Origin of the sequence: Hydrogenophaga sp. (assembly GCF_022844385.1) — a bacterium.
Classification (GTDB): Bacteria; Pseudomonadota; Gammaproteobacteria; order Burkholderiales; family Burkholderiaceae_C; genus Hydrogenophaga.
In genome coordinates, this window is the sequence record NZ_JALHLX010000001.1 from 1 (window position 1) to 23,634 (window position 23,634).

A 23,634-nucleotide genomic window follows, 5' to 3' on the forward strand; every position below is an offset into this window, starting at 1 on the left:
AACGCGTGGTTCACCACGAACAGGCCCATGAACAAGATCAGCAGCGGCCAGTCGACCAGGCCCATGAAGTGCGAGGTGTGCAAACGCCGGCTCAACAGCAACACGCCAGCGCCCACCAGTGCCGCCACGTCGCGCGGCCAGTCGGTGAAGAGAAAGATCAGCATGAGCGCACCAGCAACCACAAGCCCCTTGGTGGTTTGCCAGATGTCGAACGCGGGCTCCGTGTTCACTCCCTCTCCCTCTGGGAGAGGGCAGGGGTGAGGGCTCCCCGTCCCCGCCCCCGCCCCCGGCCCATACGCCAACCACCCCCACAACACCACCAGCCCGATCAGCACCGGCGGCAGCGCCTGGCGCACATAACCCGCAAACGGCAGTTGCAGCACCGAGCCGATCAGCATGTTCTGCGGGTTGCCGATCAACGTGGCGGCCGAGCCGATGTTGGCCGCACAGGCCAGGCCGATCAGGAAAGGCATGGGGTTGATGCCGCGCTGCAGGCACAGCCGCGCCACCACCGGCGTCATGGCCAGGCACACGATGTCGTTGGAGAACACCGCAGACAACGCACCTGCCGCGAAGATCAGCACCGCCAGCAGGCCGCTGCGCGACAGCGGCATGGCGCCCACCCGCCGCGTGAGCGCCGCATAGAAGCCGCCCAGGCGCATCTGCGCCGACACCACCATGAAAGCAAACAGCAGCACGATGGTGGGCAGGTCGATCGCACGCGCCGCGTCTTCCACCGGAATGCCCGCCAGCGCAATGACCGCGATCGCACCCAGCAACGCCACGCCCGAGCGGTCCAGCTTCAGACGCGGCAGGCCGCCCAGGAACATGCCGAGGTAGACGGTGGCGAATACGGCGACGATGCCCCAGTCGGTGGCGGCGGGGTTCATGGCGTGTATGGGCATGGATGGAGGGCGAGGAGCCGCGGATCGTAGCGCGGCGCAACAAAAAGCCGCCCGAAGGCGGCTGGAGTGGCGACAGGCGCAGAGGCTCAGGCCTGCAGCGCGTTCCACATCTCCTGGTCCCGCTCGGCGGTCCAGATGCGCGGGTTTTTGATGCCCTTGGCTTCGTCGTAGGCGCGGCTCACGTCGAACGGCAGGCAATGTTCGTAGATGAACACGTGGCCGAACACAGGGTCCATGCTCTTGCGGGTGTGCGCCATGGCGGTCTTGAGGTCCATGCCGGCTGCTGCCGCTTCCTTGCCGGCCTGAAACAGCGTGGTGACCCAGCGCTGCGTGTAATCCAGCGCCTTGTTCACGTCGGCGTTGCCCTTCATGGCCTCGCCGCGGCCCGGCACGATGTATTCGGCCTTGAGCGCACGCAGCGCCTCCAGGGTGGCAGGCCATTCTTCGAGTTGCGCATCGCCGGTGTAAACGCCAGCCTCGTATTCCACGAGGTCGCCGCTGAACAGCACTTTTTCTTCTTCCACCCATGCGATGGTGTCGCCGCGCGTGTGCCCTGGGCCCGGGTGCCAGATGCTGACCTTCACGCCGCCCAGGTCCACTTCCAGGCTGCCCTGGCGGCCAGGCTGGCCGTCGCCGATGACCAGGGTGGGCCAGGTCAGGCCGGGCACGCTGTCGGCGCCGCGGAACAGGCGCGGGAAGCGCTCCATCTCGCTTTGCATGTCTTGTGCGCCGCGCTCCACGATGAGCTCATAGGTACCGCGGCTGGCGATCACTTCAGTGGCGCCCTCGGCCACGTAAGCGCTCGCACCCAGCACACGCACAGCGTGGTAGTGGGTCAGCAGCACGTACTTGATCGGCTTGTCAGAGACGGTGCGGATGTGTTTGATCAGGTCCTGTGCCATGGCCGGCGTGGCGGTGGCGTCGCTGACCATGATGAACTTCTCGCCAATGATCACACCCGAGTTCGGGTCGCCTTCGGCGGTGTAGGCCCAGCAGTGTTTGCTGAGCTGCTCAAAGGTGGTTTTCTTGTCGTCCAGGTCGGCCTGGGAGGCGAAGGCTTTGCTCATGGCGGTCTCCAAGTGGGGGAAGCGCTGGATTTTACCTAAACGAAATCAATTACGCATGGGTAAACCACAACACCGGTGAAATCAGCCGTTCAAACCGCGCTCGATGACGGCCACCACCTCGTCGGCAAAGGCGCTGTAGCTCATGGGACCGTCCGGGCGCAGCCAGGTGAAGGTCCAGTTGATCATGCCGAACAGCATCATGGTCAGCGCGGTCTGGTTGGTCGGGGTCACGCGCTCGGGGTAAGCGCGCTTGAGGAAGCGGGTGAAGGCGGCGACCACGTCGCGCTGGCGGTTGAGGATGAGTTCGCGCTGCAGCTCGCCCAGGAATTTGGTGTCGGACACCAGCGCCACGTGGCGCGTGGCCGAGGTCTCGTACTCGGCCAGAAAGGCACGCACCAGTTCGCTCAGGGCATCGCGCTCGCTCAGGTTCTTGCGCTGCGCGCGCGCCTCTGATTCACCAATGAGTGCGAGCAGGCGCTGGGTGTAGCGGTCGAGCAGGTCGAACAGGATCGCCTCCTTGCTCTCGTAGTAGTGGTAGAGCCTCGCCTTGCTGGTGCCGCAGGCCGCAGCGATGTCGTTCATGCTGGCGGCGGGGAAGCTCTGGCGCGCGAAACAGTTGGCAGCAACGTCGAGGATTTCGTCGCGTTTCAAGTCATGGGAAGCGGATTTGGGTCTGGCCATCGGCGCATTCTGCCGGAGGAGACTTCTAAGATTGCACCATGGTCAAACCGGTCGATCCTTTTGCGCTGCACGCCTGCGAGCTGTTATCGGGCGCAGGGCCTTGCATAGCCAGGCGCATGTTCGGCGGTTGGGGCATTTCCACCGACGGCATGAACATCGCCATCATTGCCTGGGACACGCTGTTCCTCAAGACCAACGCCGACACCGAGCCGCGTTGGCTCGCTGCCGGTGGGCGGCCCTTCGTCTATGAAGCCAAGGGCAAGGCCATGAAGCTGAACTACCACACGCCGCCTGATGAGGCGCTGGAATCGCCCGCGCTCATGCTGCCGTGGACACGGCTGGCGCTGGAGGCTGCGGTGGCCGCGCGAAAGCCGAAGCGGCGAACGCGCGGATAGTCCAGTTCACGGTGGGTTGGATTCGAAGGGCGTGAGCACCCGGCCCCGACCAGCCACCAGAAATTCGCTGTAGCCGAACAGCCCACGCACGAGGCGCGCGAACGCCAGACCGGCCTGGCCGAGCGCCACCACCAGCTCGCGCGAAGGCGCCACCACCTCGCGGCCAAACCGGCTGGCCTGTTCACGGGCGTGGGTCTCGGGTTCGGCATACCAGTCAAAGCGCACCGGTCCGGCACTGGGCTGCCAGGGCTCCATGACCAGGCGGGCACCGGCCGGCACCATCAGGCTTTCACCGGCGTTCAACACCAGGTCGCCCGACTCGTTGCCCGCACCTTCGTGCGCCTTGCCCAGCGTCACCCAGGCGCGGCCCTGGGTGATGTGAAGGCGGCTCGGCACTTGAGGGCGCAGGCTCATCGCACGGCGCGCATCCAGCCGCCAGCCGCGCGCGGGCAGGCGGTGCTTCAGGGCGGGGGCGTCGAGGGCAGAGAGGGCGTTCATGGTGGGACTCCGGAGAAGGGATGAAGCTCATCCTGGGGTCCAATGCTCGCGCTTCACCCCTCCGCCGTCCAATGAAAGCGCGCTAAGCTATTGATTCGATAACCGCATCAATGCTTCGGAGCACCTCCATGCAGCTCACCAGCAGCCACCCCCGCACCCGACCGATTGCCGCCGGGCACCTGCGTGCATTCGAAGCGGTGGCGCGCCACCTCAACTTCCGCGCCGCCGCCGAAGAACTTTCGCTGACGCAGAGCGCGGTCAGCCGACAGATCCAGGCGCTGGAAGATGAGGTCGGTACCGCCTTGTTTCTGCGCCACACACGCGCCGTCGAACTCACCAGCGCGGGCTCGCAGTTGCTGCGCGCCGCGGCCTCTGCGCTGGAGCGCATTGATGCGAGCGTGCGGCAAATTCGCCAGAGCGCCGGGCGCAAGAGCGTGGCCATCACGACCTGGGCGTCGTTCGCTTCCATGTGGTTGATTCCGCGGCTGGAGGCCTTTCAGCGCGACCACCCCGACATCGACATCCGCATCGATGCCACAGACAACGCTGTGGACCTCGCCACCTCCGACGTGGACCTCGCGCTGCGCTATGCCGTGCCGCAAGGCATTCCCGCCAGCGCGCAGCGTCTGTTTGGCGAACAGCTCACGCCCGTGGCCAGCCCCTGGCTGCTGAAGACCCATCCGATCAAGAGCATCGAAGACCTCTCCAAATGCGCCCTCATCGAAGCGGGCGACGCACACCGCACGCGCCACCTTGAATGGCTCACCTGGCAGCGCTGGCTCGACACCTTCGGCGCGCAGCCCGTGGCGGCCTCGGGCAAACGCACACGCGCCAGCGCGCCGGCCAAGCTCTCGCCGCAGCGCTGGATGTACTTCAACTACGCCAATCAGATCGTGCAAGCCGCGCTCACCGGCCAAGGGGTGGCACTCGCGCGCCTGCCGCTGGTGGCCGAGAGTCTGGCCAGCGGCGCGCTGGTGGAGCCGCTGCCCCACACGCGCCTGGACTCTCCGCTTGTCTACTGGCTCATGGTGGCACCGCGCAGCGCGCAGCGGCCCGAGGTCAAGGCGTTCTGCGACTGGTTGCTGGTGCAGGCCGCGGCCACACGCGAAGCCATCGGCGACGTGCCCGACCCTGATACGGTTGACCAGATGGACTGAGGCCGATGTCGACACCCCGCCACCACGCTGCCGGCAACCTGCGCAGCATCGTTTTCATGCTCGTCGCGGTAGGCTTTTTTGCGCTCATGGACGCGGTGCTCAAGACGCTGTCTGCGCACTACCCGGTGCTGCAGATCGCAGCCCTGCGCGGCATGACCGCCATGCCGCTGGTGCTGCTCTACATTGCGTGGCGCGGCGCCTGGCACACCGTCTTCAAGGTGCGCTGGCCGCTGCACCTGCTGCGCGGCGTGCTCGGCATCGCCATGCTGTCGCTGTTCACGCTCGGCGTGCGCGAGCTGCCGCTGTCGGCCGCCTACACGCTGTTCTTCATTTCGCCGCTACTCATCACCATGCTCTCGGTGCCGGTGCTCAAAGAGCGCGTGCCCGCCGCGCACTGGTGGCTGATCGGAGTCGGGTTTGTCGGTGTGTTGATTGCCCTGCGGCCCAGCGGTGAGGACCTGCAAAGCGGCTTCGTCACCGTGGGTGGCCTGGCCACGCTGGGTGCGGCGCTGTGTTACGCCGTGGCCGCCGTCACCGGCCGCCTGGCGAGTCGCACCGACAGCAGCGAAAGCATGGTGCTATGGATGATGGTGCTGATGTCGGTGGGCGCGGGCGCCCTGGCCTGGCCTGACTGGGTGGCCATTCAGCGCAGCGACGCGCCGCTCCTGCTGGCCCTGGCCATCACCGGCTTCGGAGGCCAGCTCGCCATCACCGAAGCCTTTCGTCACGGCCAGGCCTCGGCGGTGGCGCCGTTCGAATACAGCGCGCTGGCCTGGGGTCTGGGGCTGGACTGGCTGATCTGGCAGACGCTGCCGGCCTCACACACCTGGTGGGGCGCGGCCATCATCATCGGCAGCGGGCTCTACCTGGTTCGGCGCGAGAAGCGCATCACCGAGGTGCACGCGAACGCGGAACATCCCTGAGCGAAGATTCGCCGCCGGGCCGCCCCAAGGCGAATCAGCCCCCTCGGGGGGCAGCGACCCGCGCAGCGGCGGAGCGTGGGGGCACTATCTTTCAGGCCACATGACGCCGGTGTCACTCAGAATGGCGTCGAGGGGAACGTCATGCGCCTCCGGAAGCAGATGCGGCAGGTAGGCGAAGTCATAGCCCAACCCCACCGTGAACGGCTTGGGATTCAAGCTCGCCAGCGTGCGGTCGTAGAAACCACCGCCGTAGCCGAGACGGAACCCACCCGGCCCATAGCCCACGCAAGGCACAAAGATCAGCGTGGGCACAACGATCTCGGTGTCCTTGGGTTTGGGAATGCCGTAGGCGTCTTCTTCCATCGGGCAGCCCGGGTACCAGGTGTAGAAGGTCAGCGTCTTGTCGACCTTGTTGACCACCGGCAGGCCAATACGACGGTGCTGTTGCGCACCTTGTGCGTCTTCTTCCAGACCAGCCTCTTGCCAGCGAAACAGCGCCGGCAAGGGGTCGAACTCGCCCTTGATGGGCCAGTAGGCGCCGATCACCGCGTCGGGCCGCTCGATCAGCCAGACCCGCATGACCCGCTGCAGCATGTCGTTGCGAAAGCCGCGGTCGGCCAGGCCCAGGCGCTTTTCAACCAGGGCCTTGCGCCATTCGGTTTTCAGGGCTGCCGCCGTTGATCCTTCGGCCTGTTTCCTGTGGGGTGGAGGGGAACTCTGGCCGTCTTTGGTGTCCATAATCAACGCATGAAACAGGTTGGTGTGAAACAGGGATCAAGAGCGCAGAACACAACGGACATGCGGGGCATGCCCCGATGGGTTCTTCGGCTCATTATGGCTGTGCTGGTGCTGCCGGGGCTCTCGCACGCACAAAGCAGGGCCGGGGGCGATGCCAGCTTGCTGGAGATGCGCGAGGCCTTCCGCCGCAACAACACCACCCAGCTCGCCAACCTGCTGCCCGCCCTGCGTGGCCACGCGCTGGAACCCCTGGCGATCTACTGGGACATGAAGGCCCGCCTGGAGACGGCCAGTGCGGGCGACATCCGCGCCGCCATGGACCGCATGCCCGGCACCTACTGGGAAGACCGGCTGCGCAACGACTGGTTGCTGTTGCTCGGGCGGGCTCGCAACTGGGCAGATTTCTCCACCGAGCTGCCGCGCTTCCGCATGAACGACGACCGGCAGGTGAGTTGTTACGCGCTGATGATCGACGCCGCCAGCGGCCGCATGCCGCCCGAGCTGGCCGCCGAGCGCGTGCGCACGCTGTGGCACGCGCAGCGCGAGGCCGACGACGGCTGCGCCACCGCCGCACAGTCCTTGCTGAGCAGTGGCCACCTCAAGCCCGAAGCTGCGTGGCAACGCGCGCGCCTGGCCATGGACGCCAACCGCCCGCGCGTGGCCAGCCAGGCCGTGGGCCTGATCGACCCCGACTGGGCCGCCATGGTGGACACCGTGGCCAAGGACCCCACCAAGTACCTGGACGAGAAGATCACCGCCATCCGACCGCGCACCAAGGAACTGGTGACCTTGGCCATCATCCGGCTCGCCTCCAGCGACCCGGCGGCGGCCGCGCTGGAGATGGACCGCACGCGCTGGAAAGCCCAGCTCACCACCGAAGAACGCAGCTGGGTCTGGGGCGTGATCGGCAAACGCTCGGCGCAAAAGCTGGAAACGCAGGCGCTGGCCTACTTCGTCAACGGCGAAGACCGCCACATGCACGACGACCACCTGGAGTGGAAAGCGCGCGCCGGCATGCGGGCTGGCGCCTGGGGCCATGTGCGCGACGCCATCGCTGCCATGAGCGCGCCACATCAGAACCTGCCCGACTGGATCTACTGGAAAGCGCGCGCGCTGCAAGCGCTCAAGCTGCCCGACGCAACGACGGCCAACGCGCAGGCACGCGTACTGCTCGAATCCATCGCGTCCGAGCGCGGCTTTTACGAACAGCTCGCACTCGAAGACCTGGGCCGGCAGATCACCACCCCGGCAGCCCCCGCGCCCCTGAGCGCCGACGAAATCACGGCCGCGCAGCGCAACCCCGGCTTGCGCCGCGCGCTCATTGCCATGCGGCTGGGCCTGCGCAGCGAAGGCGTGCGCGAGTGGAACTACACCACCAGCCTGCACGACGCCGGCGGCTTGGGCGAGCGCGATCTGCTGGCCGCTGCCGCCCTGGCCTGCGAAGCCGAGTTGTGGGACCGTTGCATCAACACCAGCCTGCGAACACCCGCCGCGCAAGACCATGCCCAGCGCTTCCCCACGCCCCACCGATCGGCGGTGGTGACGCGCTCGCGCGAGATCGGGCTGGACCCGGCTTACGTGTACGGGCTGATCCGTCAGGAGAGCCGTTTCGTCACCGACGCACGCTCGGGCGTGGGCGCTTCGGGTCTCATGCAGGTGATGCCGGCCACCGCGCGCTGGACCGCGCGCAAGATCGGCCTGACCGATTTCCGCCCGGCCCAGATCACCGAGCGCGACACCAACATCCTCATTGGCACCGCCTACCTTAAGCTCGCGCTTGACGACTTCGAAGGCTCACTGCCCATGGCCGCGGCCGCCTACAACGCGGGGCCGGGACGCCCACGCAACTGGCGCAACGGCCCGGCACTGCCCGGCGAGATCTGGGCCGAGAACATTCCGTTCGAAGAAACACGCGACTACGTCAAACGCGTGCTGGCCAACACCACCAGTTACGCGGCGCTGCTCACGGGCCAGCCGCAGTCCCTGCGTACGCGCCTGGGCACCGTCGGCCCGCGCGTGAGCGATGAAGCCACCATCAACAAAGACCTCCCCTGAGCCCATGAAAAACATCCTCGTCCTTGGCGGCACCGGTTTTGTCGGTCGCCACGTCTGTGAAAAGCTGCATCGTCAGGGTTGGCGCATCACCGTGCCCACCCGCCGCGCCATCAACGCTGCGGCGGTGCAACACCTGCCGCGCGTGACCGTGATCGAGGCCAACGTGCACGACCCCGCGCAGCTGCTGGAACTGGTCGCGGGCCACGACGCCGTGGTCAACCTGATCGCGATCCTGCACGGCACCGAAGAAGCCTTTGAGCGCGTGCACGTGGAGCTGCCGCTGGCCCTGTCGGAGGCTTGCGTGGCCAACAATGTGCGTCGTCTGGTGCACATCAGCGCGCTGGGCGTGAGCCTGGACGGGCCCTCGCGATACCAGCGCAGCAAGGCCCGCGGCGAAGAACTGCTGCGCGCTGCGGGACTCGACCTCACCGTGCTGCGCCCCAGCGTGATCTTTGGTTCGGGCGACCGCTTTCTCAACGTGTTCGCCGGACTGCAATCGATCTTTCCCGTGGTGCCACTGGCCAGCGCCGGTGCCCGATTCCAGCCCGTGTGGGTGGAGGACGTGGCCACCGCGGTAGCGGTCTGCCTGGCCGACCAAGGTCTGCCCCAGAGCACCGTCGGCCAGACTTTCGAATGTGCCGGCCCCGACGTGCTGACCCTGGCCGAACTCGTGGGCATCGCCGGGCAGCACGGCAGTCACAAACGCCCGGTGTTGCCGCTTCCAACCTTCATGGGCAGGCTCCAGGCACGGATGATGGAACTCATGCCCGGTGAACCGCTGATGAGCCGGGACAACCTGGACGCCATGTCGGTCGACAACGTGGCCACCCAGCAATGGCCGGGTCTGTCTTCGCTGGGCATCGCGCCGGCCAGCGTGCACACCGTTGCCCCCACCTACCTGGGCCGGCGCGGCGGCCGCAGCAAGCTGCTGGCGTTCCGGCAGGTCGGGCGGCCACCCACCCGCTGAAAGCCGCATGAAGTGTGACTTTTGTCTGATTTGTTCTTCTACAAATAACACCAAGGTGGCATTTTTCAGGGTGTTCTTCGGGTTTACATTAAACCGTACACAGTACAACTCCAACCCGAGGAACTCCCATGAACGACTCCAGCGTGAAGCCTTCAGTCCGCCGCTCAGTGGCACCCGCGAGCGGCCCGGTCTACCGCACCGAACACCAGCGCGATGTGATCAACCGCCTCAAACGGATTGAAGGACAGGTGCGCGGCCTGATCGACATGGTCGAAGACGGCCGCTCCTGCGAAGACGTGGCGCAACAAATGGCGGCAGCGCGCAAGGCGATGGACAAGGCCTTCTACCGGATGATGGCGACCTCGGTGATGGAAGCCGTGTCATCTTCCGAATCGGAGGTGCACACCTTCCGCGAAGTCGAACGCTCCACCCGCATCCTTGAAAAATACGCCTGAGCCCTGGGCGCCACAGATCAATCCAGGGCATTTTCCGCATCAATCCACCGGCTTGAAGGCCGTACCATGGCGACTCTTTCAGGAGGCCCCATGGCACTGCAGCTCTACGTCGGCAACAAAAACTACTCGTCCTGGTCCATGCGGCCCTGGGTGCTCCTGAAGCAGGCCGGCATCCCGTTCGACGAGGTCATGATCCGCTTCGACTCCTTCGACGTGGACTCGGTTTTCAAACAGCGCCTGCGCGCCGTCAGCCCGCTGGGCAAGGTGCCGGTGCTGGTGGACGACGGCTTCGCCATCTGGGACACGCTGGCCATTGCCGAGTACCTCGCCGAGCACTTCCCCGAGAAGCAGCTGTGGCCTGCCGATGCGCGCGCCCGTGCCCGCGCGCGCAGTGTCTGCGCCGAAATGCACAGCGGCTTCAGCGCATTGCGCAACCACTGTCCCATGAACATCGAAGCTTCGCTGCCCGAGATCGGCCGCCTGGTTTGGCGCGACAAACCCGCCGTTCGCGCCGACATGGCGCGCATGGGCGGCCTGTGGAGCGAACTGCTCGCCGCTCAACCGTCGGGCGCCCTGTTGTTCGGCGAATTCAGCATCGCCGATGCCTACTTCGCGCCGGTGTGCATGCGCATCAAGACCTACGAGCTGCCGCTGCCAGCCGATCTGATGGCCTATGTGGACCGTGTGTGTTCGCTGCCGGGGGTGAAAGCCTGGATCGACGAGGCCCTGGCCGAGCACGACTTCATCGACTTTGACGAGCCCTACAGGTTGGGCAGATAGGTGGCCCCCATGCTCCCCCGCTGCGCGAGGTCCGCTGGCCCCCGAGGGGACTGATCCGGCTTGGGGCGGCCCGGCGCCGTATCGGCACGTTCCCGCGCTGCAAGGTTTGCTGACCCTAAACTCGGCGGCATGAAAACCTATCTCGTCGGCGGCGCAGTTCGCGATGCGCTGATGTCACGCGCCTCAAACACACCGGAAGCCTCACACGTCGACCGCGACTGGGTGGTGGTGGGTGCCACACCCGAAGCCATGGTGCAGCAAGGCTTCCTGCCCGTGGGGCGCGATTTCCCCGTGTTTCTGCACCCCGTCACGCGCGAGGAATACGCGCTCGCGCGGACCGAGCGCAAGTCCTCACCCGGCTACCGGGGATTTGTCGTTCACTCGGAGCCTGGCGTGACGCTGGAAGACGACCTGGCGCGGCGTGACCTCACCATCAATGCCATGGCCGTGGCGGCCGATCAGGCGAACGATCCGGCGAGCGCACAGATCATCGACCCACACAACGGCCAGCGAGACCTGCAGCAACGCGTGCTGCGCCACGTGACCGACGCATTCACCGAAGACCCCGTGCGCATCTTGCGACTGGCGCGCTTCGCGGCGCGTTTTCCCGATTTTTCGGTGGCACGCGAAACGCTGGATTTGATGCAGCACATGGTGGAGCACGGCGAGGTCGACCACCTGGTGGCAGAACGCGTGTGGCAGGAACTCGCGCGCGGCCTGATGGAACAGCGGCCCAGTCGCATGTTCGACGTGCTGCGCGACTGCGGTGCCTTGAAGCGCCTGCTGCCCGAAGTGGACCGGCTCTGGGGCGTGCCTCAGCGCGCCGACTACCACCCTGAAATCGACACCGGCGTGCACCTGATGATGGTGCTCGACATGAGCGCGCGCCTGGCCGCGCCGCTCACCGTGCGTTTCGCCTGCCTGGGCCACGACCTCGGCAAGGGCACCACGCCCGCCGATGTGTTGCCGCGCCACATCGGCCACGAGGAGCGCAGCGCACGCCTGCTCAAGGGCGTGTGCGAACGGCTGCGGGTGCCGGTGGACTGCCGCGAACTGGCCGACGTGGTGGCGCGCGAACACGGCAACATCCACCGCAGTGAAACACTGGGCGCTGCGGCCCTGGTACGGCTGCTGGAACGCTGCGATGCGCTGCGCAAGCCTGCGCGCTTTCACGAAGTCTTGCTGGCCTGCGAATGCGATGCGCGCGGACGGTTGGGCATGGGTGAGATCGCCTACCCGCAACGCAATCGACTCGCGCAGGCGCTGGTGTGGGCACAGTCGGTGGACACGGCCAGCATCGCCGCGCAAGCGCAGGCCGATGGCCTGAGCGGACCGAAGGTGGGCGAGCAGATCCACAAAGCCCGCGTGGCTGCTGTGGCGCAGGGCCTCGGCGCTGCAAGCCCCGCCGCTGCTGGCGATTGAGCGCTATCGGCATCCGTCAAGCGGCTTGAAAAACTTCGCACCCTGAAGGTGGGGTATGCCGGCGCTCTGGCGGTGCACGCAGTTCGCGTGTTACGGTGGCGGGCTGATGAGTACATTGCCCAAGCTGCTGACGCAAGGGTCAGCACTCTTCCTGGACTTCGATGGAACGCTGGCCGATCTGGCACCCCGGCCCGATGCGGTGGATGTGCCCGGTGATCTTGCGCGCCTGCTCGATCGGCTGCACGGGCAGTTGAATGGCGCACTGGCGGTGGTCACTGGCCGCGCCCGCGAAGACATCGAACCCATGCTCTCCCCCTGGCGCTGGCCGGCTGCCTTCGAGCACGGCGCCCTGCGCATCTCGGCCCACGGCGATGCGGCGGCGCTGCGCCCGCCCGGGCTCGACCGTGCGGTGGCCGCAGCACAGCACCTGGTCTCGCGGCACAACGGGCTGCTGCTGGAAGTCAAACAAACCTCCATGGCATTGCACTTTCGGCTGGCACCTTCGCTGGAGGTGTTGTGCGTGGAGACGCTGGCGCGCTCCATTGACAACGCCAGCGGTTTGCAACTGTTGCGCGGCAAGGCCGTGATCGAAGTGAAGTCGGTGGGCGTGAACAAGGGTCTCGCCATCCAGGCCTTCATGAACGAAGCACCCTTCGCTGGTCGATCGCCCGTGTTTGCCGGCGACGACTTGACGGATGAAGCCGGCTTTGCCGTGGTGCAGCGCCTGGGCGGTGCCGGCATCAAGGTCGGTGCGGGCGCGAGCTGCGCCCGTCACCGCTGCGACAACCCCGAAGCCCTGCGCGCCTGGCTCGCAGATGCCCTGCAAACCCCTTTGATCCACACATGACCCTGTCCTCGAACGGCTTCGCGCCGCCCGCCGCCCCATCGCTCTCGCTCGGCGTGGTGGGCAACTGCGCCTTCAGCGCCTTGATCGATCCGCACGGCCGTGTGGTCTGGAGCTGCCTGCCGCGCTTCGATGGCGACCCGGTGTTTCACGCGCTGCTCGGCGGCGCCGACGCCGAGGCGGGCTCGTGGGCCATCGAACTCGAAGACATGGTGGAGGCCATTCAGCGCTACGAGCCCAACACCGCCGTGCTGGTGACCGAGCTGTGGGACAGCCAGGGCCAGGGCATCGCCATCACCGACTTCGCGCCGCGCTTCCTCTCGCGCGGCCGCTATTTCAGGCCCACGCAGCTGGTGCGTCGAGTGCGCCCGCTCAAAGGTGCGCCGCGCATCCGCGTGACGCTCACACCGCGCTTCGACTGGGGTGCGCAAGCCCCGCGCATCACCTCGGGCAGCCACCACATCCGCTACGTGGGAGACGCACAAACGCTGCGCCTGCACACCGACGCGTCCATCAGCCACGTGCTGGCGCGCGAACCGTTCTTGCTCACGCGGGAGCTCAACTTCATGTTTGGCCCTGACGAGACCCTGGAAGGCGGCATTGGCGACACCGCGCGCCACTTCGAGCAGGAGACACTGGCCTACTGGCGCGGCTGGAGCCAGCGCCTGGCCCTGCCGCTGGAATGGCAGGACGCCGTGATCCGTGCGGCCATCACGCTCAAGCTGTCGCTGTTCGAAGACACCGGCGCCATCGTGGCGGCCATGACCACCAGCATCCCCGAAGCCCCGGGCAGCCAGCGCAACTGGGACTACCGCTACTGCTGGCTGCGCGACGCGTTTTTTGTGGTGCGCGCGCTCAACAGCCTGGCCGAGGTCGGCACGCTGGAGGACTACCTGCGCTGGTTGTCCAACGTGGTGGTCGGCGCCAGGGACGGTGATGCCAGTGGCCACATCCAGCCCTTGCACGGCATTGGCCTGGAACGTGAGTTGCCCGAGCGCATCTGCGAGACGCTGCCGGGCTACCGCGGCATGGGTCCGGTGCGCGTGGGCAACCAGGCGCAGGAACATTTTCAGCACGACGTGTACGGCAACGTGGTGCTCGCCGCCGCGCAGGCTTTCCACGACCGGCGCCTGCTGCACCCGGCGGGTCTGGCAGAGTTCGAACGGCTGGAGGCGGTGGGCGAACAGGCCGCTCGTGTGTTCGACCAACCCGACGCCGGCATGTGGGAGCTGCGCACCCGCGCCCGCGTGCACACCAGCTCGGCGCTGATGTGCTGGGCCGCCTGCGACCGCCTGGCCAAGATCGGCCTCACGCTCGACCTGCCCGGCCGCGCAGCGCATTGGGGCGACCGGGCTGCCGCCATGCGCGACCGCATCCTGCGCGAATCGTGGAGTGAAGAGCGGCAGGCGTTTGCCGAAAGCTTTGGCGGGCGTGATCTGGACGCCAGCGTGCTGCTGATGGTGGAGGTGGGTTTCATCGACCCGATGGACCCCCGCTTCGTGGCCACGCTCGCAGCGCTTGAAGAGCACCTGTGCGACGGTCCCTACATGCGCCGCTACGAGGCGGCCGATGATTTCGGCAAGCCCGAGACCGCGTTCAACATCTGCACCTTCTGGCGCATCGACGCGCTGGCGCGCACCGGCCGCAAGGCCGAAGCCCGCGCCATTTTCGAGACCATGCTGGCCGCGCGCAACCCGCTGGGCATGCTCTCCGAAGACACCCACGCCACCACCGGCGAAATGTGGGGCAACTACCCGCAAACCTATTCCATGGTGGGCGTCATCAACGCGGCGATGCGTCTCTCCGCGCCATGGGATTCCGTCATTTGACGGCGCAAAGCATGGGACGCCTCGTCATCGTCTCCAACCGCGTGGCCGACCCACGCAAGGCAGCCTCCGGTGGACTCGCCGTGGCCGTGGGTCAGGCGCTCGAAGCCACCGGCGGCTTGTGGTTCGGCTGGAGCGGGAAGATCGTGGAAGACGGCACGCCGGGTGAAGGCGACCTGCACCTGCAGACCGCCGGCAAGGTGCAGCTGGCCACCGTGGACCTGAGCCGCGAAGACCACGACAGCTACTACCTGGGCTACAGCAACGGCGTGCTGTGGCCGGTGTTCCACTACCGGCTGGACCTGGCCGACTTCGACGCCGGCTACATCGGTGGTTACCGGCGCGTGAACCAGATGATGGCGCACAAGCTGGCCAGCCTGCTGCGCCCCGACGACATCATCTGGGTGCACGACTACCACATGATCCCGCTGGCGGCCGAGCTGCGCGCCATGGGTTGCCAGCAGCGCATGGGTTTCTTCCTGCACATTCCCCTGCCGCCGCCGCTGATACTCGCCGCTGTGCCCGAACACGACTGGCTGATGCGCTCGTTGTTCGCCTACGACCTCGTCGGATTCCAGAGCGAGGCCGATGTGGCCCACTTCTCGCGCTACGTGGGCACCGAGACCGGCGCCGACATCCTCGGGGAACACGAGTTCCGCGCCTTCGGCAAAACCCTGCAGGTGCAGGCCTTCCCGATCGGCATCGATGTGGACGAGTTCACCCAGCTCGGCGAAGCCCCTGAAGCGCAGGAGATGTACACCCAGATCCGCGGCGAATACTCGCGCCGGCGCCTGCTGCTGGGCGTGGAACGCATGGACTATTCCAAGGGCCTGCCGCAACGCCTCAAAGCGTTTCGCCAACTCTTGCAGGCCTATCCGGAAAACCTGGGCAGCGCCACGCTGATCCAGATTGCAGCGCCCAGCCGCGAATCGGTCGACGCCTACGCCGCCTTGAGGCAGGAGCTGGAGAGCCTGTGCGGCGCCATCAACGGCAACTTCGGTGAACTCGACTGGATGCCGGTGCGCTACATCCACCGCAACGTGGCGCGCAAGCGCCTGCCAGGCCTGTACCGCGCAGCCAGCGTCGCACTCGTCACGCCGCTGCGCGACGGCATGAACCTGGTGGCCAAGGAGTTTGTCGCTGCCCAGGACCCGGACGACCCCGGCGTGCTGGTGCTCTCGCGATTTGCCGGCGCGGCCGAGCAGATGCACGAGGCCTTGCTGGTGAATCCGTACGACACCACGCGCACGGCAGAGACGATTCAACGCGCCTTGCAAATGCCGCTGGAAGAACGCCAGCGCCGCCACCAGGCGCTGCTGGGCGGCATCCGCGCGCACGACGTGCACTGGTGGCGCAAGCGCTTCCTGGACGCGCTCGCGGCCGTCCCCGCTCCGTAATCCCCCCACCTGCTCGCGCGGGCCATCAGGCCGGCGCGAGCTTTGCCCATTTCACTTTTGCCGGAGGACCCCATGAACGACAACCTGATTGAAATTGCCTCCCGCTGGTGGATCAGCCTGGGGGGTGCGGCCACCACGCTCTTGCGGGTCACCCTCATCATCGTCGCCGCCTGGGTGCTGGTTGCGGTCTTGCAGCGCGCCATCCGCACCTTGCGCGAACGCATCGCCAGCCGCATGGACGACCGCGAATCGGCCAAGCGCGCCGAAACCCTGGGACGCGTGTTCCGCTACCTCGCATCGGTGGTCGTGAGCCTGATTGCCATCATGCTGGTGCTGGCCGAGCTCGGCGTGTCGGTGGCGCCCATCCTGGGCGCAGCCGGCGTGGTGGGTCTGGCCATCGGCTTTGGCGCACAAAGCCTGGTCAAGGATTTCTTCACCGGCTTTTTCATCCTGCTGGAAAACCAGATCCGCCAGGGCGACGTGGTCAAGCTCGGCGACCACGCCGGCATGGTGGAGGTGGTGACCCTGCGCTACGTGCAGCTGCGTGACTACGACGGCAACGTGCACTACGTGCCCAACGGCCACATCAGCACCGTGATCAACATGACGCGCGGCTTCAGCAACGCGGTGATGGACATCGGCGTGGCCTACCGCGAGAACGTGGACGAGGTGATGGCGGTGATGCGCCAGGTGGCGTCTGACTTGCAGAAGGACCCGAACTTCCAGTTGAAGATCATGGCCGAGCTGGAAATCGCCGGGGTGGACAGCTGGGCGGATTCGGCGGTGATCATCCGCTGCCGCTTCCGCACCTTGCCGCTGGAACAGTGGGGCGTCAAGCGCGAGTACCTGCGCCGGCTCAAAGCCGCGTTTGACGAGCACGGCATCGAGATCCCCTACCCGCACATGACGGTGTACGCCGGCCAGGACCGCCAGGGCAAGGCGCCGGCCTTTCCCCTGCAGCAGCTCGCCACCGACTGACACCAGGGCGCCGGGCAGCGATTGCCCGACCCGCGGGCAGGGCCGGCTGCGCTGTGCCACCATGCGGCGATCTGGAGCCCACCATGACCGCTCGCAACCCCCTCAACCGCTCTCTGGCCGACGGCATCCAGCGGGTGGGTTTTCGCAAGTGGTACGAGCGCGAGCTGTTGTCCAGCCATGCGCACATGGCCCTGGCGCTGATCTCGGCGGTGGCCATGATGGCCAGCTTCGAGGCGTTTCGCGGCGCCAGCACCAGCGAAAAGTTCATGAACACGGCCTTTGTGGTGGTAAGCGGGGCCATCGCGCTGTGGGCCATGCGCCGCTACATCTACCTGCTGATGCACGCGGAAGAAATGGCGAACCAGGCCAACTGCGCCCAGTGCCAGGCCTATGGGCTGCTCAAGCTGCAGGAGGTGGAGGACCGGCGCCTCGCGGCCCAGCGGCTGGTGCCGGTGTGCTGCAAACGCTGCGGCTTTCGGTGGAACCTGCAGGACGACTGAAACGTCCCGCGCATCTTCAGCCGAACACCGAGTCGCTCTCGGCGTGGGCGCTGCCCACAAACACACGCAGCACGGTGCCTTCGCCGTCGAGTTCCCACAATCGGCCCTGCACGGTGAACTGGCGACCACCCAGGCGGAACACGTCACCCGGCACCGGCGCCACGCCGTGGTCGCGCCAGAAGTCGGGCACGGCCAGCGAGGTGCGGCGCATCCAGGTCTGGTCTTCGGGGTTGAACACAAGGGCAATGCGAAGGCCAGGCTGGCTCATGGTGGGCTCCTGAATGAGAAATGAACGGCAGCTTAGCGCAGACCCGACAGTGCCCGGGCAGCGCCCAGCAAGGCAGGCGATTGCGCTGAAGTGATCACCCACACGGGGATGTCTTTCAGGTAGGTCTGGAAGCGGCCCTTGGCCTCGAAGCGCTGGCGAAACGGCGAAGTGTCAAACCAGCTGCCCAGCCGTGGCACGATGCCGCCGCCGATGTACACGCCACCGCGCGCACCCAGCGTGAGCGCCAGGTTGCCCGCCACCGAGCCGAGCACGGCGCACAGCATGTTGAGGGCTTCGAGTGCCTGCGGCTGGCGGGCCTTCAAGGCCGCGTCGGTCACGGCAGCCGCCGTGCTCAGCCCGCTCAAGGCCACGCCGTCGGCCTCGCAGAGCAGCGTGAACGCATCGACCAGTCCCTGCCCACTGCACAGCCGCTCGGCCGAGGCACGGCCATGCAGCCGGGTGAGGCCGTCCATCACCAGCCGCTCGCGTGCGCTCACCGCCGGCAGCGTCACGTGACCACCCTCACCTTCCAGCGGTACCCAGCCGCCCGCACCATTGGGCACCAGACCCGACACGCCCAGACCCGTGCCTGCACCGAGCAGGGCCTTGGCCTTGTCGGGTTCACCGGCACCACCACCCACCTGCCGCAGCTCATTGGCCGGCAGATCGGGCAGGGCCAGCGCGAGTGCGGTGAAGTCATTGAGCAGGCGCAGGTGGGACAGGCCGAACTCGGCTTTGACCGCGGCCTGCGAAAACGCCCAGTGGTGATTGGTCATGCGGATCTGGTCGCCCGTGATCGGGTTGGCGATGGCGATGGCCGCCAGGGCCGGCCGGCCACGGCCCAGGCCCGCCAGGTAGGCGTGCATGGCGGCCTGCAGCGTGGGGTGGTCGGCGACGGGAAGCACCTGCACGTCGCTCACGGGGGCGCCGTCATGGGCCTGCCACGCAAAACGGGCATTGGTGCCGCCCACATCGGCCAGCAGTCGGCCGGTCTCGGAAACGTCAGGGGACATGGCGACGGACCTCCTTGGGTGCACCGAGCTGAAGGCAGGTGGCGCAAAGCGGCGGATGATAGCCCGGCACCTCGGGCTCGCACACCGGGTTCAACCCGGGCGCTGCGCGCGCGCCCAGCGCACGATGTCGGCCGCACCCATGGCGCCCGGCTGGCGCGCCACCTCGCGCCCGCCGACGAACAGCGCCAGCGTGGGAATGCTGCGGATCTGCAGCCGCGCGCCCAGCGCCTGCGCCTCTTCGGTATTCACCTTGGCCAGGCGCATGTGGGGTTCGAGTTCGCGCGCGGCGGCCTCGAACTGCGGCGCCATGGCGCGGCACGGGCCGCACCACGGCGCCCAGAAGTCCACCAGCACCGGTATCTGCGAGCGGGCGATGTGTTTGTCGAACGCCGCCTCGTCCAGCGCCACCGGGTGGCCGGTGAACAGCGGCTGGTGGCATTTGCCGCAGTCGGGCGCCTGCGCGAGGCTGGCTTGCGCCACGCGGTTGGTGGTGTGGCAGTGGGGACAGACGATGTGCAGGGCTTCGGTGCTCATGGCAGAACAGATGGTGCCCAGCCCGCCAAATGCAAGCGCCTCAGAGCAGGTAGCTCAGCAAGCTGGCCAGCATGCTCAGCACAACGGTGGTGGCGAACGGAAGGTTCCAGTCGCGCCCGAAGGCCTTGAAGCGCACGTCACCCGGCAGCCGGCCAAAGCCCAGGCGGCGCAGCATGGGCGTGAACCAGCTGATGAGCAGCAGGGCCAGGAAGATGACGATCATCCAGCGGATCATGGTCAGAGCCTGTGTGTGCGGTCGCCCGCGCTGAAACCCAACGGAGTCCAGCCATCGGCACTGGCAGACGGCGCCAGCGCGATCACCTTGAACAGCTCACCCATCTCGTGTTCGTTGAGCAGCTTCTGCATCATCGCGTTCTGCCGTGCGTCGGCGGCCTGGGCCAGCGTGAGCAGGCCAGCATTGAGCAGAAAGCGGCCCTGGCTGGTGTAGCCCAGCACCGCCATGCCAGCGTCCTGCGCGGCCAAGGCGATACCGGTGAAATTCACGTGCGCGGTGATGTCCTTCTGCCCCACATCGACCAGCGGGTTGCTGTCGCTCCGGTGCGCGCGGTGGCAGATCAGCGTGCCCATGTGGCGCTGCGGGTGGAAGTACTCGGCTTCGGGGAATCCGTAGTCGAGAAAAAACGCCGCGCCGCGTTGCAGCCGGTCGGCCAGGGTGCGCACGAAGGCCTCGGCCTGCGGATGGATCTCGGTCAGGTAGTCGTGTTCGCCGGGCACGTCCAGCGGCGGGCGCAGATCGGTGGGTCGGTCGGCCCCGACCAATTGGTCTTCGTGCCAGGCCACGCCGCGTTCAAACCATGCGCCGTTGGCTCTCGCCAGCAGCTGCACCGGCATCGCGTCCAACACCTCGTTGCCCAGCACCACACCGTCCATGTGTTCGGGCAGCGCGTCCACCCAGCGAACCACATCCGCGTGCGCCGCCAGCGTGGCGCGCTGGCGCTCGCGCAGGCTGCCCGAGAGGTCGACGATGGTGTAGCGGCGCAGCGCTCTGCCCTGGTCGGCCAGGGCTTCGATGACCTGCAAGGCGAGTGCGCCGGTGCCGGCCCCGAACTCCCAGACCTCGTCGGTGCCGGTGGCGTCCAGCGCCTGGGCCACCTGGCGGGCGATCGTGCGGCCAAAGAGCGGGGTGAGCTCGGGCGCGGTCACGAAGTCGCTGCCGCCTTCGGGGGTGTGGCCGAACTTGGCTGAAGCGTTGGCGTAGTAGCCCAGGCCGGGCTCGTACAAGGCCATGGCCATGAAGCGGTCAAACGGCAACCACCCCCCGGCCTGTGCGATGGCCCCGACCACCCGGTGAAGGAGGTCGCTCGTTAAACTCGTCGGTTCTGTTGCCATGGGGGTCTGCACCCCCGGATTGTCGCCCAATGCCCTCCCCTGACTCCACCGCCCCTGAGGCGCCACGCACCGTGCTGGTGACCGGCGCCGGCAAGCGCCTGGGGCGCGAGATCGCGCTCACGCTGGCGCGCACCGGCTGGAACGTGGCGGTGCACCACCGCCACTCGGTCGCCGACGCGCAGCAAACCGCCGCCGATTGCAACGCCCTCACCGGCCGTCCCGGCAGTGCCGCCTCCTTCTTCGCCGATCTGGCCGATGAGGCCAGCGTTCGCGCGCTGCTGCCGGCCGTGGTGACGCACTTCGGGCAAATCGACGCGGTGGTCAACAGCGCCTCGACGTTCGAGAACGACAGCGCCGAGAGCTTTGGCTTCGCCGCCATGGAAACCCACCTGCGCGCCAACACCGGCGCGGCGGTGCTGCTGGCCCAGGCCCTGCACGAGCACCTGGGCGAGCGTGACGCACGCGGTGCTGTGGTCAACCTGCTCGACCAGAAGCTCTGGAACATGAACCCGGACTTTTTCAGCTACACGCTCTCCAAGGCCGCGCTGGAAGCCGCCAACACCATGCTGGCGCTGGCCCTGGCCCCGCGCGTGCGCGTGGTGGGCGTGGCGCCCGGGCTCACGCTCACCAGCCACATGCTGAGTGACGAGCAGTTTGCTGCCCTGCACAAGCAGTCGCCGCTGGGCCGCTCCTCCACACCTGAAGACGTGGCCGCCACCGTGGCCTTTGCGCTGAACAACCAGTCCATCACCGGCACCACGCTGCTGGTGGACGGCGGTCAGCACCTCATGCGCTTCGAGCGCGATTTTTCGCTCATGACACCGGACCCACGCCCATGACCGCCACCTACGCCGGCACCCAGATCCTCGCGCTCACCGGACTGCGCTTCAACGCCAACCTGGGCATCCTCGACCACGAGAAGTCGGCGCCCCAGCCGATCCAGGTGGACGCCGAGCTCAACCAGGGCACGCAGCCGCTGCTGCCTCACGACGACGACATCGGCCACGTGCTCGACTACCGCAAGGTGCGCCAGATCATCATCGACGAGTGCACAGCCGAACACGTGAACCTGCTGGAAAGCCTGATCGGCAAACTCACGCGCCGCCTGATGCAGATGCCCGGCGTGATCGGCGTGCGCGTGAAGATCGCAAAGCTGGAAATTTTTGACGACTGCGAAGTCGCGATCCGCATGGAAAGCGGACAGTGGTGAGGACACCGACATGAACACCGAACACGAAAACCACAAACTCGAGAAGCGCCTGTGCCGCGAGGTCGGCCGCGCGATCGTGGACTACAACATGATCGAGGAAGGCGACCGCGTGATGGTCTGCCTCTCCGGCGGCAAAGACAGCTACGCCATGCTCGACATCCTGCAGAAGCTGCAGGCGCGCGCACCCATCAGCTTCGAGATGATCGTGGTCAACCTCGACCAGAAACAGCCGGGATTTCCGGCCGACATCCTGCCGGCCTACCTCACCAAACTCGGTGTGAAGTTCCACATCGAGAACCAGGACACCTATTCCATCGTCAAGCGCGTGATCCCCGAAGGCAAGACCATGTGCAGCCTGTGCTCGCGGCTGCGCCGGGGCATCCTGTACCGGGTAGCCAGCGAACTGGGCGCCACCAAGATCGCCCTGGGCCACCACCGCGACGACATCCTGCAGACGCTGCTGCTCAACATGTTCTTCGGCGCCAAGCTCAAAGGCATGCCGCCCAAGCTGGTGAGCGACGACGGGCAGCATGTGGTGATCCGCCCCATGGCCTACGTGGCCGAGAAGGACCTCACCCGCTGGGCAGAGGTGCGCGAGTTCCCCATCATCCCGTGCACCTTGTGCGGCAGCCAGGAAAACCTGCAGCGCAAGCAGGTGGGCCTGATGCTCAAGGACTGGGAGAAACGTTTTCCGGGCCGCGTGGAAAACATGTTCTCGGCCCTGCAGAACATCGTGCCCAGCCACTTGATGGACCGCTCGCTGTTTCCGTTCCAGACCATCCGCGCCACCGGCGAGGCGAGCGAGGACGGAGACAAGGCCTTTGACGACGAGCCCTTGCCGGTAGTGGCCCCACCGTCGCCGGAAGAAAGCGACACCGCCGGGAACGCAAGCAGCGCGCGCACGGTCATATCCATTTCCACAGCACACTGAGGGCATTGGGCCCGGGGCGTGCCGCTCTCCCAGGAGACTTCATGACCATCCCGACTTCCCATCGTCCTTGGACCAGCCTGCTCAGGATGACGATTGCTGCGGGCGCGCTGCTCGCGCTCAGCGGCTGTGCCAGCGTGTTCCTGGTGGACAACCAGGTGCAGAGCTACGCGCGCTGGGCCGACCGGCCCACACCCACCGGCGCGGCCAATCCCATTCCCCAGGCGCCCCAGGTCTACCGCTTCGACCGCTTGCCCTCACAGCAGGACAGCCGCTCGGGCGCAGGCCAGGACGAGCTGGAAAAGCTGGCGTCCATTGCCCTGGCCAAGGTGGGCTGGACAACCGCCGCCGCAGGCGTGACGGCACCATGGGCGGTGGAGGTGAGCGCGGGCACGTTGCGCCTGCCCCGCGCGCCCTGGGAAAGCCCCTTCGACGGGTACTGGGGCGGCGGCTTCGGGCCGGGCTTCGGCTTTCCGGGGCGCGACTACGTAGTGACCGGGACCGGCCAGATCATTTACGCACCGCTCTTCCTGCGCATGGACACGCCCTACTACAAACGGGAGGTATCGCTGGTCATCCGCCACGCAGCCAGCGGGCGGGTGGTGTACGAGACCCGGGCGGCGCACGATGGCCGCTGGAACAGCTCCAACCCCTTGTGGAGCGCCATGCTGGATGCCGCCTTGAGCAACTTCCCGGCGCCACCCGCGGGGCTGCGGCAGGTCAACATCGAAGTGCCACGCTGA

27 protein-coding genes are annotated in these 23,634 nt (G+C 66.9%); 17 read left to right on the forward strand and 10 right to left on the reverse strand.

Annotated features, from left to right (window positions below):
• The 3 genes from Q0C59_RS00005 to Q0C59_RS00015 form a co-directional block, all read right to left on the reverse strand.
• Positions 1 to 890: SLC13 family permease (locus Q0C59_RS00005; RefSeq protein ID WP_291210045.1), on the reverse strand; the 890-nt coding region annotated here is incomplete at its 3' end.
• A gap of 101 nt (positions 891 to 991) precedes the next feature.
• On the reverse strand, positions 992 to 1,972 hold the full coding sequence (locus Q0C59_RS00010; protein ID WP_291210048.1) for an MBL fold metallo-hydrolase: 981 nt from the start codon (positions 1,970 to 1,972) through the stop codon (positions 992 to 994).
• Between the two features lie 81 nt (positions 1,973 to 2,053).
• Entirely contained in the window at positions 2,054 to 2,653 is a 600-nt protein-coding gene (locus Q0C59_RS00015) for a TetR/AcrR family transcriptional regulator (RefSeq protein ID WP_291210049.1), read from the reverse strand.
• A 38-nt stretch (positions 2,654 to 2,691) separates the two neighbouring features.
• Between Q0C59_RS00015 and Q0C59_RS00020 the strand changes: the two genes are divergently transcribed.
• The gene (locus Q0C59_RS00020; protein ID WP_291210051.1) at positions 2,692 to 3,048 is read left to right on the forward strand and encodes a TfoX/Sxy family protein; all 357 of its coding nucleotides are present in this window, start codon (positions 2,692 to 2,694) and stop codon (positions 3,046 to 3,048) included.
• A gap of 6 nt (positions 3,049 to 3,054) precedes the next feature.
• On the opposite strand, the gene Q0C59_RS00025 is transcribed toward Q0C59_RS00020, so the two are convergent.
• Positions 3,055 to 3,546 (reverse strand): DUF2917 domain-containing protein, encoded by a 492-nt coding sequence (locus tag Q0C59_RS00025; protein WP_291210053.1) that lies wholly within the window; start codon positions 3,544 to 3,546, stop codon positions 3,055 to 3,057.
• A 128-nt stretch (positions 3,547 to 3,674) separates the two neighbouring features.
• Between Q0C59_RS00025 and Q0C59_RS00030 the strand changes: the two genes are divergently transcribed.
• Positions 3,675 to 4,703, forward strand: coding sequence for a LysR substrate-binding domain-containing protein (locus tag Q0C59_RS00030; protein ID WP_291210055.1), 1,029 nt, complete (start codon positions 3,675 to 3,677; stop codon positions 4,701 to 4,703).
• A gap of 5 nt (positions 4,704 to 4,708) precedes the next feature.
• Positions 4,709 to 5,626 (forward strand): DMT family transporter, encoded by a 918-nt coding sequence (locus tag Q0C59_RS00035; RefSeq protein WP_291210058.1) that lies wholly within the window; start codon positions 4,709 to 4,711, stop codon positions 5,624 to 5,626.
• A gap of 84 nt (positions 5,627 to 5,710) precedes the next feature.
• Here Q0C59_RS00035 and Q0C59_RS00040 read toward each other — a convergent pair whose 3' ends face one another.
• Positions 5,711 to 6,364: a 5-formyltetrahydrofolate cyclo-ligase gene (locus Q0C59_RS00040; RefSeq protein ID WP_291210060.1), complete on the reverse strand. Its 654-nt coding sequence runs from the start codon at positions 6,362 to 6,364 to the stop codon at positions 5,711 to 5,713.
• 69 nt (positions 6,365 to 6,433) lie between these two features.
• Between Q0C59_RS00040 and Q0C59_RS00045 the strand changes: the two genes are divergently transcribed.
• The 10 genes from Q0C59_RS00045 (at position 6,434) to Q0C59_RS00090 (ending at position 17,588) form a co-directional block, all read left to right on the forward strand.
• Positions 6,434 to 8,419 (forward strand): lytic transglycosylase domain-containing protein, encoded by a 1,986-nt coding sequence (locus Q0C59_RS00045; RefSeq protein ID WP_291210065.1) that lies wholly within the window; start codon positions 6,434 to 6,436, stop codon positions 8,417 to 8,419.
• 4 nt (positions 8,420 to 8,423) lie between these two features.
• Positions 8,424 to 9,386, forward strand: coding sequence for a complex I NDUFA9 subunit family protein (locus Q0C59_RS00050; RefSeq protein WP_291210069.1), 963 nt, complete (start codon positions 8,424 to 8,426; stop codon positions 9,384 to 9,386).
• A gap of 128 nt (positions 9,387 to 9,514) precedes the next feature.
• Entirely contained in the window at positions 9,515 to 9,841 is a 327-nt protein-coding gene (locus Q0C59_RS00055; protein ID WP_291210072.1) for a metal-sensitive transcriptional regulator, read from the forward strand.
• Between the two features lie 90 nt (positions 9,842 to 9,931).
• Positions 9,932 to 10,621, forward strand: coding sequence for a glutathione S-transferase family protein (locus tag Q0C59_RS00060; RefSeq protein ID WP_291210076.1), 690 nt, complete (start codon positions 9,932 to 9,934; stop codon positions 10,619 to 10,621).
• 129 nt (positions 10,622 to 10,750) lie between these two features.
• Positions 10,751 to 12,043, forward strand: a complete 1,293-nt coding sequence (locus Q0C59_RS00065; protein WP_291210079.1) for a multifunctional CCA addition/repair protein — start codon at positions 10,751 to 10,753, stop codon at positions 12,041 to 12,043.
• Positions 12,044 to 12,149: 106 nt separating this feature from the next.
• Positions 12,150 to 12,890, forward strand: coding sequence for a trehalose-phosphatase (otsB, locus tag Q0C59_RS00070; RefSeq protein ID WP_291210082.1), 741 nt, complete (start codon positions 12,150 to 12,152; stop codon positions 12,888 to 12,890).
• Positions 12,887 to 14,716, forward strand: a complete 1,830-nt coding sequence (locus Q0C59_RS00075; protein ID WP_291210085.1) for a glycoside hydrolase family 15 protein — start codon at positions 12,887 to 12,889, stop codon at positions 14,714 to 14,716. Before otsB ends, Q0C59_RS00075 begins: the two co-directional genes overlap by 4 nt.
• An 11-nt stretch (positions 14,717 to 14,727) precedes the next feature.
• Positions 14,728 to 16,110 carry an alpha,alpha-trehalose-phosphate synthase (UDP-forming) gene (gene otsA, locus Q0C59_RS00080; protein WP_291210088.1) on the forward strand — a complete coding sequence of 461 codons (1,383 nt, stop codon included), beginning with the start codon at positions 14,728 to 14,730 and terminating at the stop codon, positions 16,108 to 16,110.
• Positions 16,111 to 16,182: 72 nt separating this feature from the next.
• Positions 16,183 to 17,088, forward strand: a complete 906-nt coding sequence (locus Q0C59_RS00085; protein ID WP_291210091.1) for a mechanosensitive ion channel family protein — start codon at positions 16,183 to 16,185, stop codon at positions 17,086 to 17,088.
• Between the two features lie 83 nt (positions 17,089 to 17,171).
• On the forward strand, positions 17,172 to 17,588 hold the full coding sequence (locus Q0C59_RS00090; protein WP_291210094.1) for a hypothetical protein: 417 nt from the start codon (positions 17,172 to 17,174) through the stop codon (positions 17,586 to 17,588).
• 16 nt (positions 17,589 to 17,604) lie between these two features.
• Here Q0C59_RS00090 and Q0C59_RS00095 read toward each other — a convergent pair whose 3' ends face one another.
• The 5 genes from Q0C59_RS00095 to Q0C59_RS00115 all read right to left on the reverse strand — a co-directional run bounded on the left by Q0C59_RS00095 (position 17,605) and on the right by Q0C59_RS00115 (position 20,753).
• Entirely contained in the window at positions 17,605 to 17,856 is a 252-nt protein-coding gene (locus tag Q0C59_RS00095) for a hypothetical protein (RefSeq protein ID WP_291210097.1), read from the reverse strand.
• A 32-nt stretch (positions 17,857 to 17,888) separates the two neighbouring features.
• Positions 17,889 to 18,869 carry a glucokinase gene (gene glk, locus Q0C59_RS00100; protein ID WP_291210099.1) on the reverse strand — a complete coding sequence of 327 codons (981 nt, stop codon included), beginning with the start codon at positions 18,867 to 18,869 and terminating at the stop codon, positions 17,889 to 17,891.
• A 90-nt stretch (positions 18,870 to 18,959) separates the two neighbouring features.
• Complete coding sequence (gene trxC, locus Q0C59_RS00105; RefSeq protein WP_291210104.1) at positions 18,960 to 19,403, reverse strand: thioredoxin TrxC; 444 nt, start codon at positions 19,401 to 19,403, stop codon at positions 18,960 to 18,962.
• A 40-nt stretch (positions 19,404 to 19,443) separates the two neighbouring features.
• A complete protein-coding gene (locus Q0C59_RS00110) occupies positions 19,444 to 19,638 on the reverse strand; it encodes a DUF2905 domain-containing protein (RefSeq protein ID WP_291210108.1) in 195 nt (64 codons plus the stop codon).
• A 2-nt stretch (positions 19,639 to 19,640) separates the two neighbouring features.
• A complete protein-coding gene (locus tag Q0C59_RS00115; RefSeq protein ID WP_291210111.1) occupies positions 19,641 to 20,753 on the reverse strand; it encodes a class I SAM-dependent methyltransferase in 1,113 nt (370 codons plus the stop codon).
• A 29-nt stretch (positions 20,754 to 20,782) separates the two neighbouring features.
• Between Q0C59_RS00115 and Q0C59_RS00120 the strand changes: the two genes are divergently transcribed.
• The 4 genes from Q0C59_RS00120 to Q0C59_RS00135 are packed head-to-tail and all read left to right on the forward strand — an operon-like array spanning position 20,783 to position 23,634.
• Positions 20,783 to 21,592, forward strand: coding sequence for an SDR family oxidoreductase (locus Q0C59_RS00120; RefSeq protein ID WP_291210114.1), 810 nt, complete (start codon positions 20,783 to 20,785; stop codon positions 21,590 to 21,592).
• Entirely contained in the window at positions 21,589 to 21,963 is a 375-nt protein-coding gene (locus Q0C59_RS00125) for a dihydroneopterin aldolase (protein WP_291210116.1), read from the forward strand. Before Q0C59_RS00120 ends, Q0C59_RS00125 begins: the two co-directional genes overlap by 4 nt.
• 10 nt (positions 21,964 to 21,973) lie before the next feature.
• Positions 21,974 to 22,894 carry a tRNA 2-thiocytidine(32) synthetase TtcA gene (ttcA, locus tag Q0C59_RS00130; RefSeq protein ID WP_291210118.1) on the forward strand — a complete coding sequence of 307 codons (921 nt, stop codon included), beginning with the start codon at positions 21,974 to 21,976 and terminating at the stop codon, positions 22,892 to 22,894.
• A gap of 41 nt (positions 22,895 to 22,935) precedes the next feature.
• On the forward strand, positions 22,936 to 23,634 hold the full coding sequence (locus tag Q0C59_RS00135; RefSeq protein ID WP_291210121.1) for a hypothetical protein: 699 nt from the start codon (positions 22,936 to 22,938) through the stop codon (positions 23,632 to 23,634).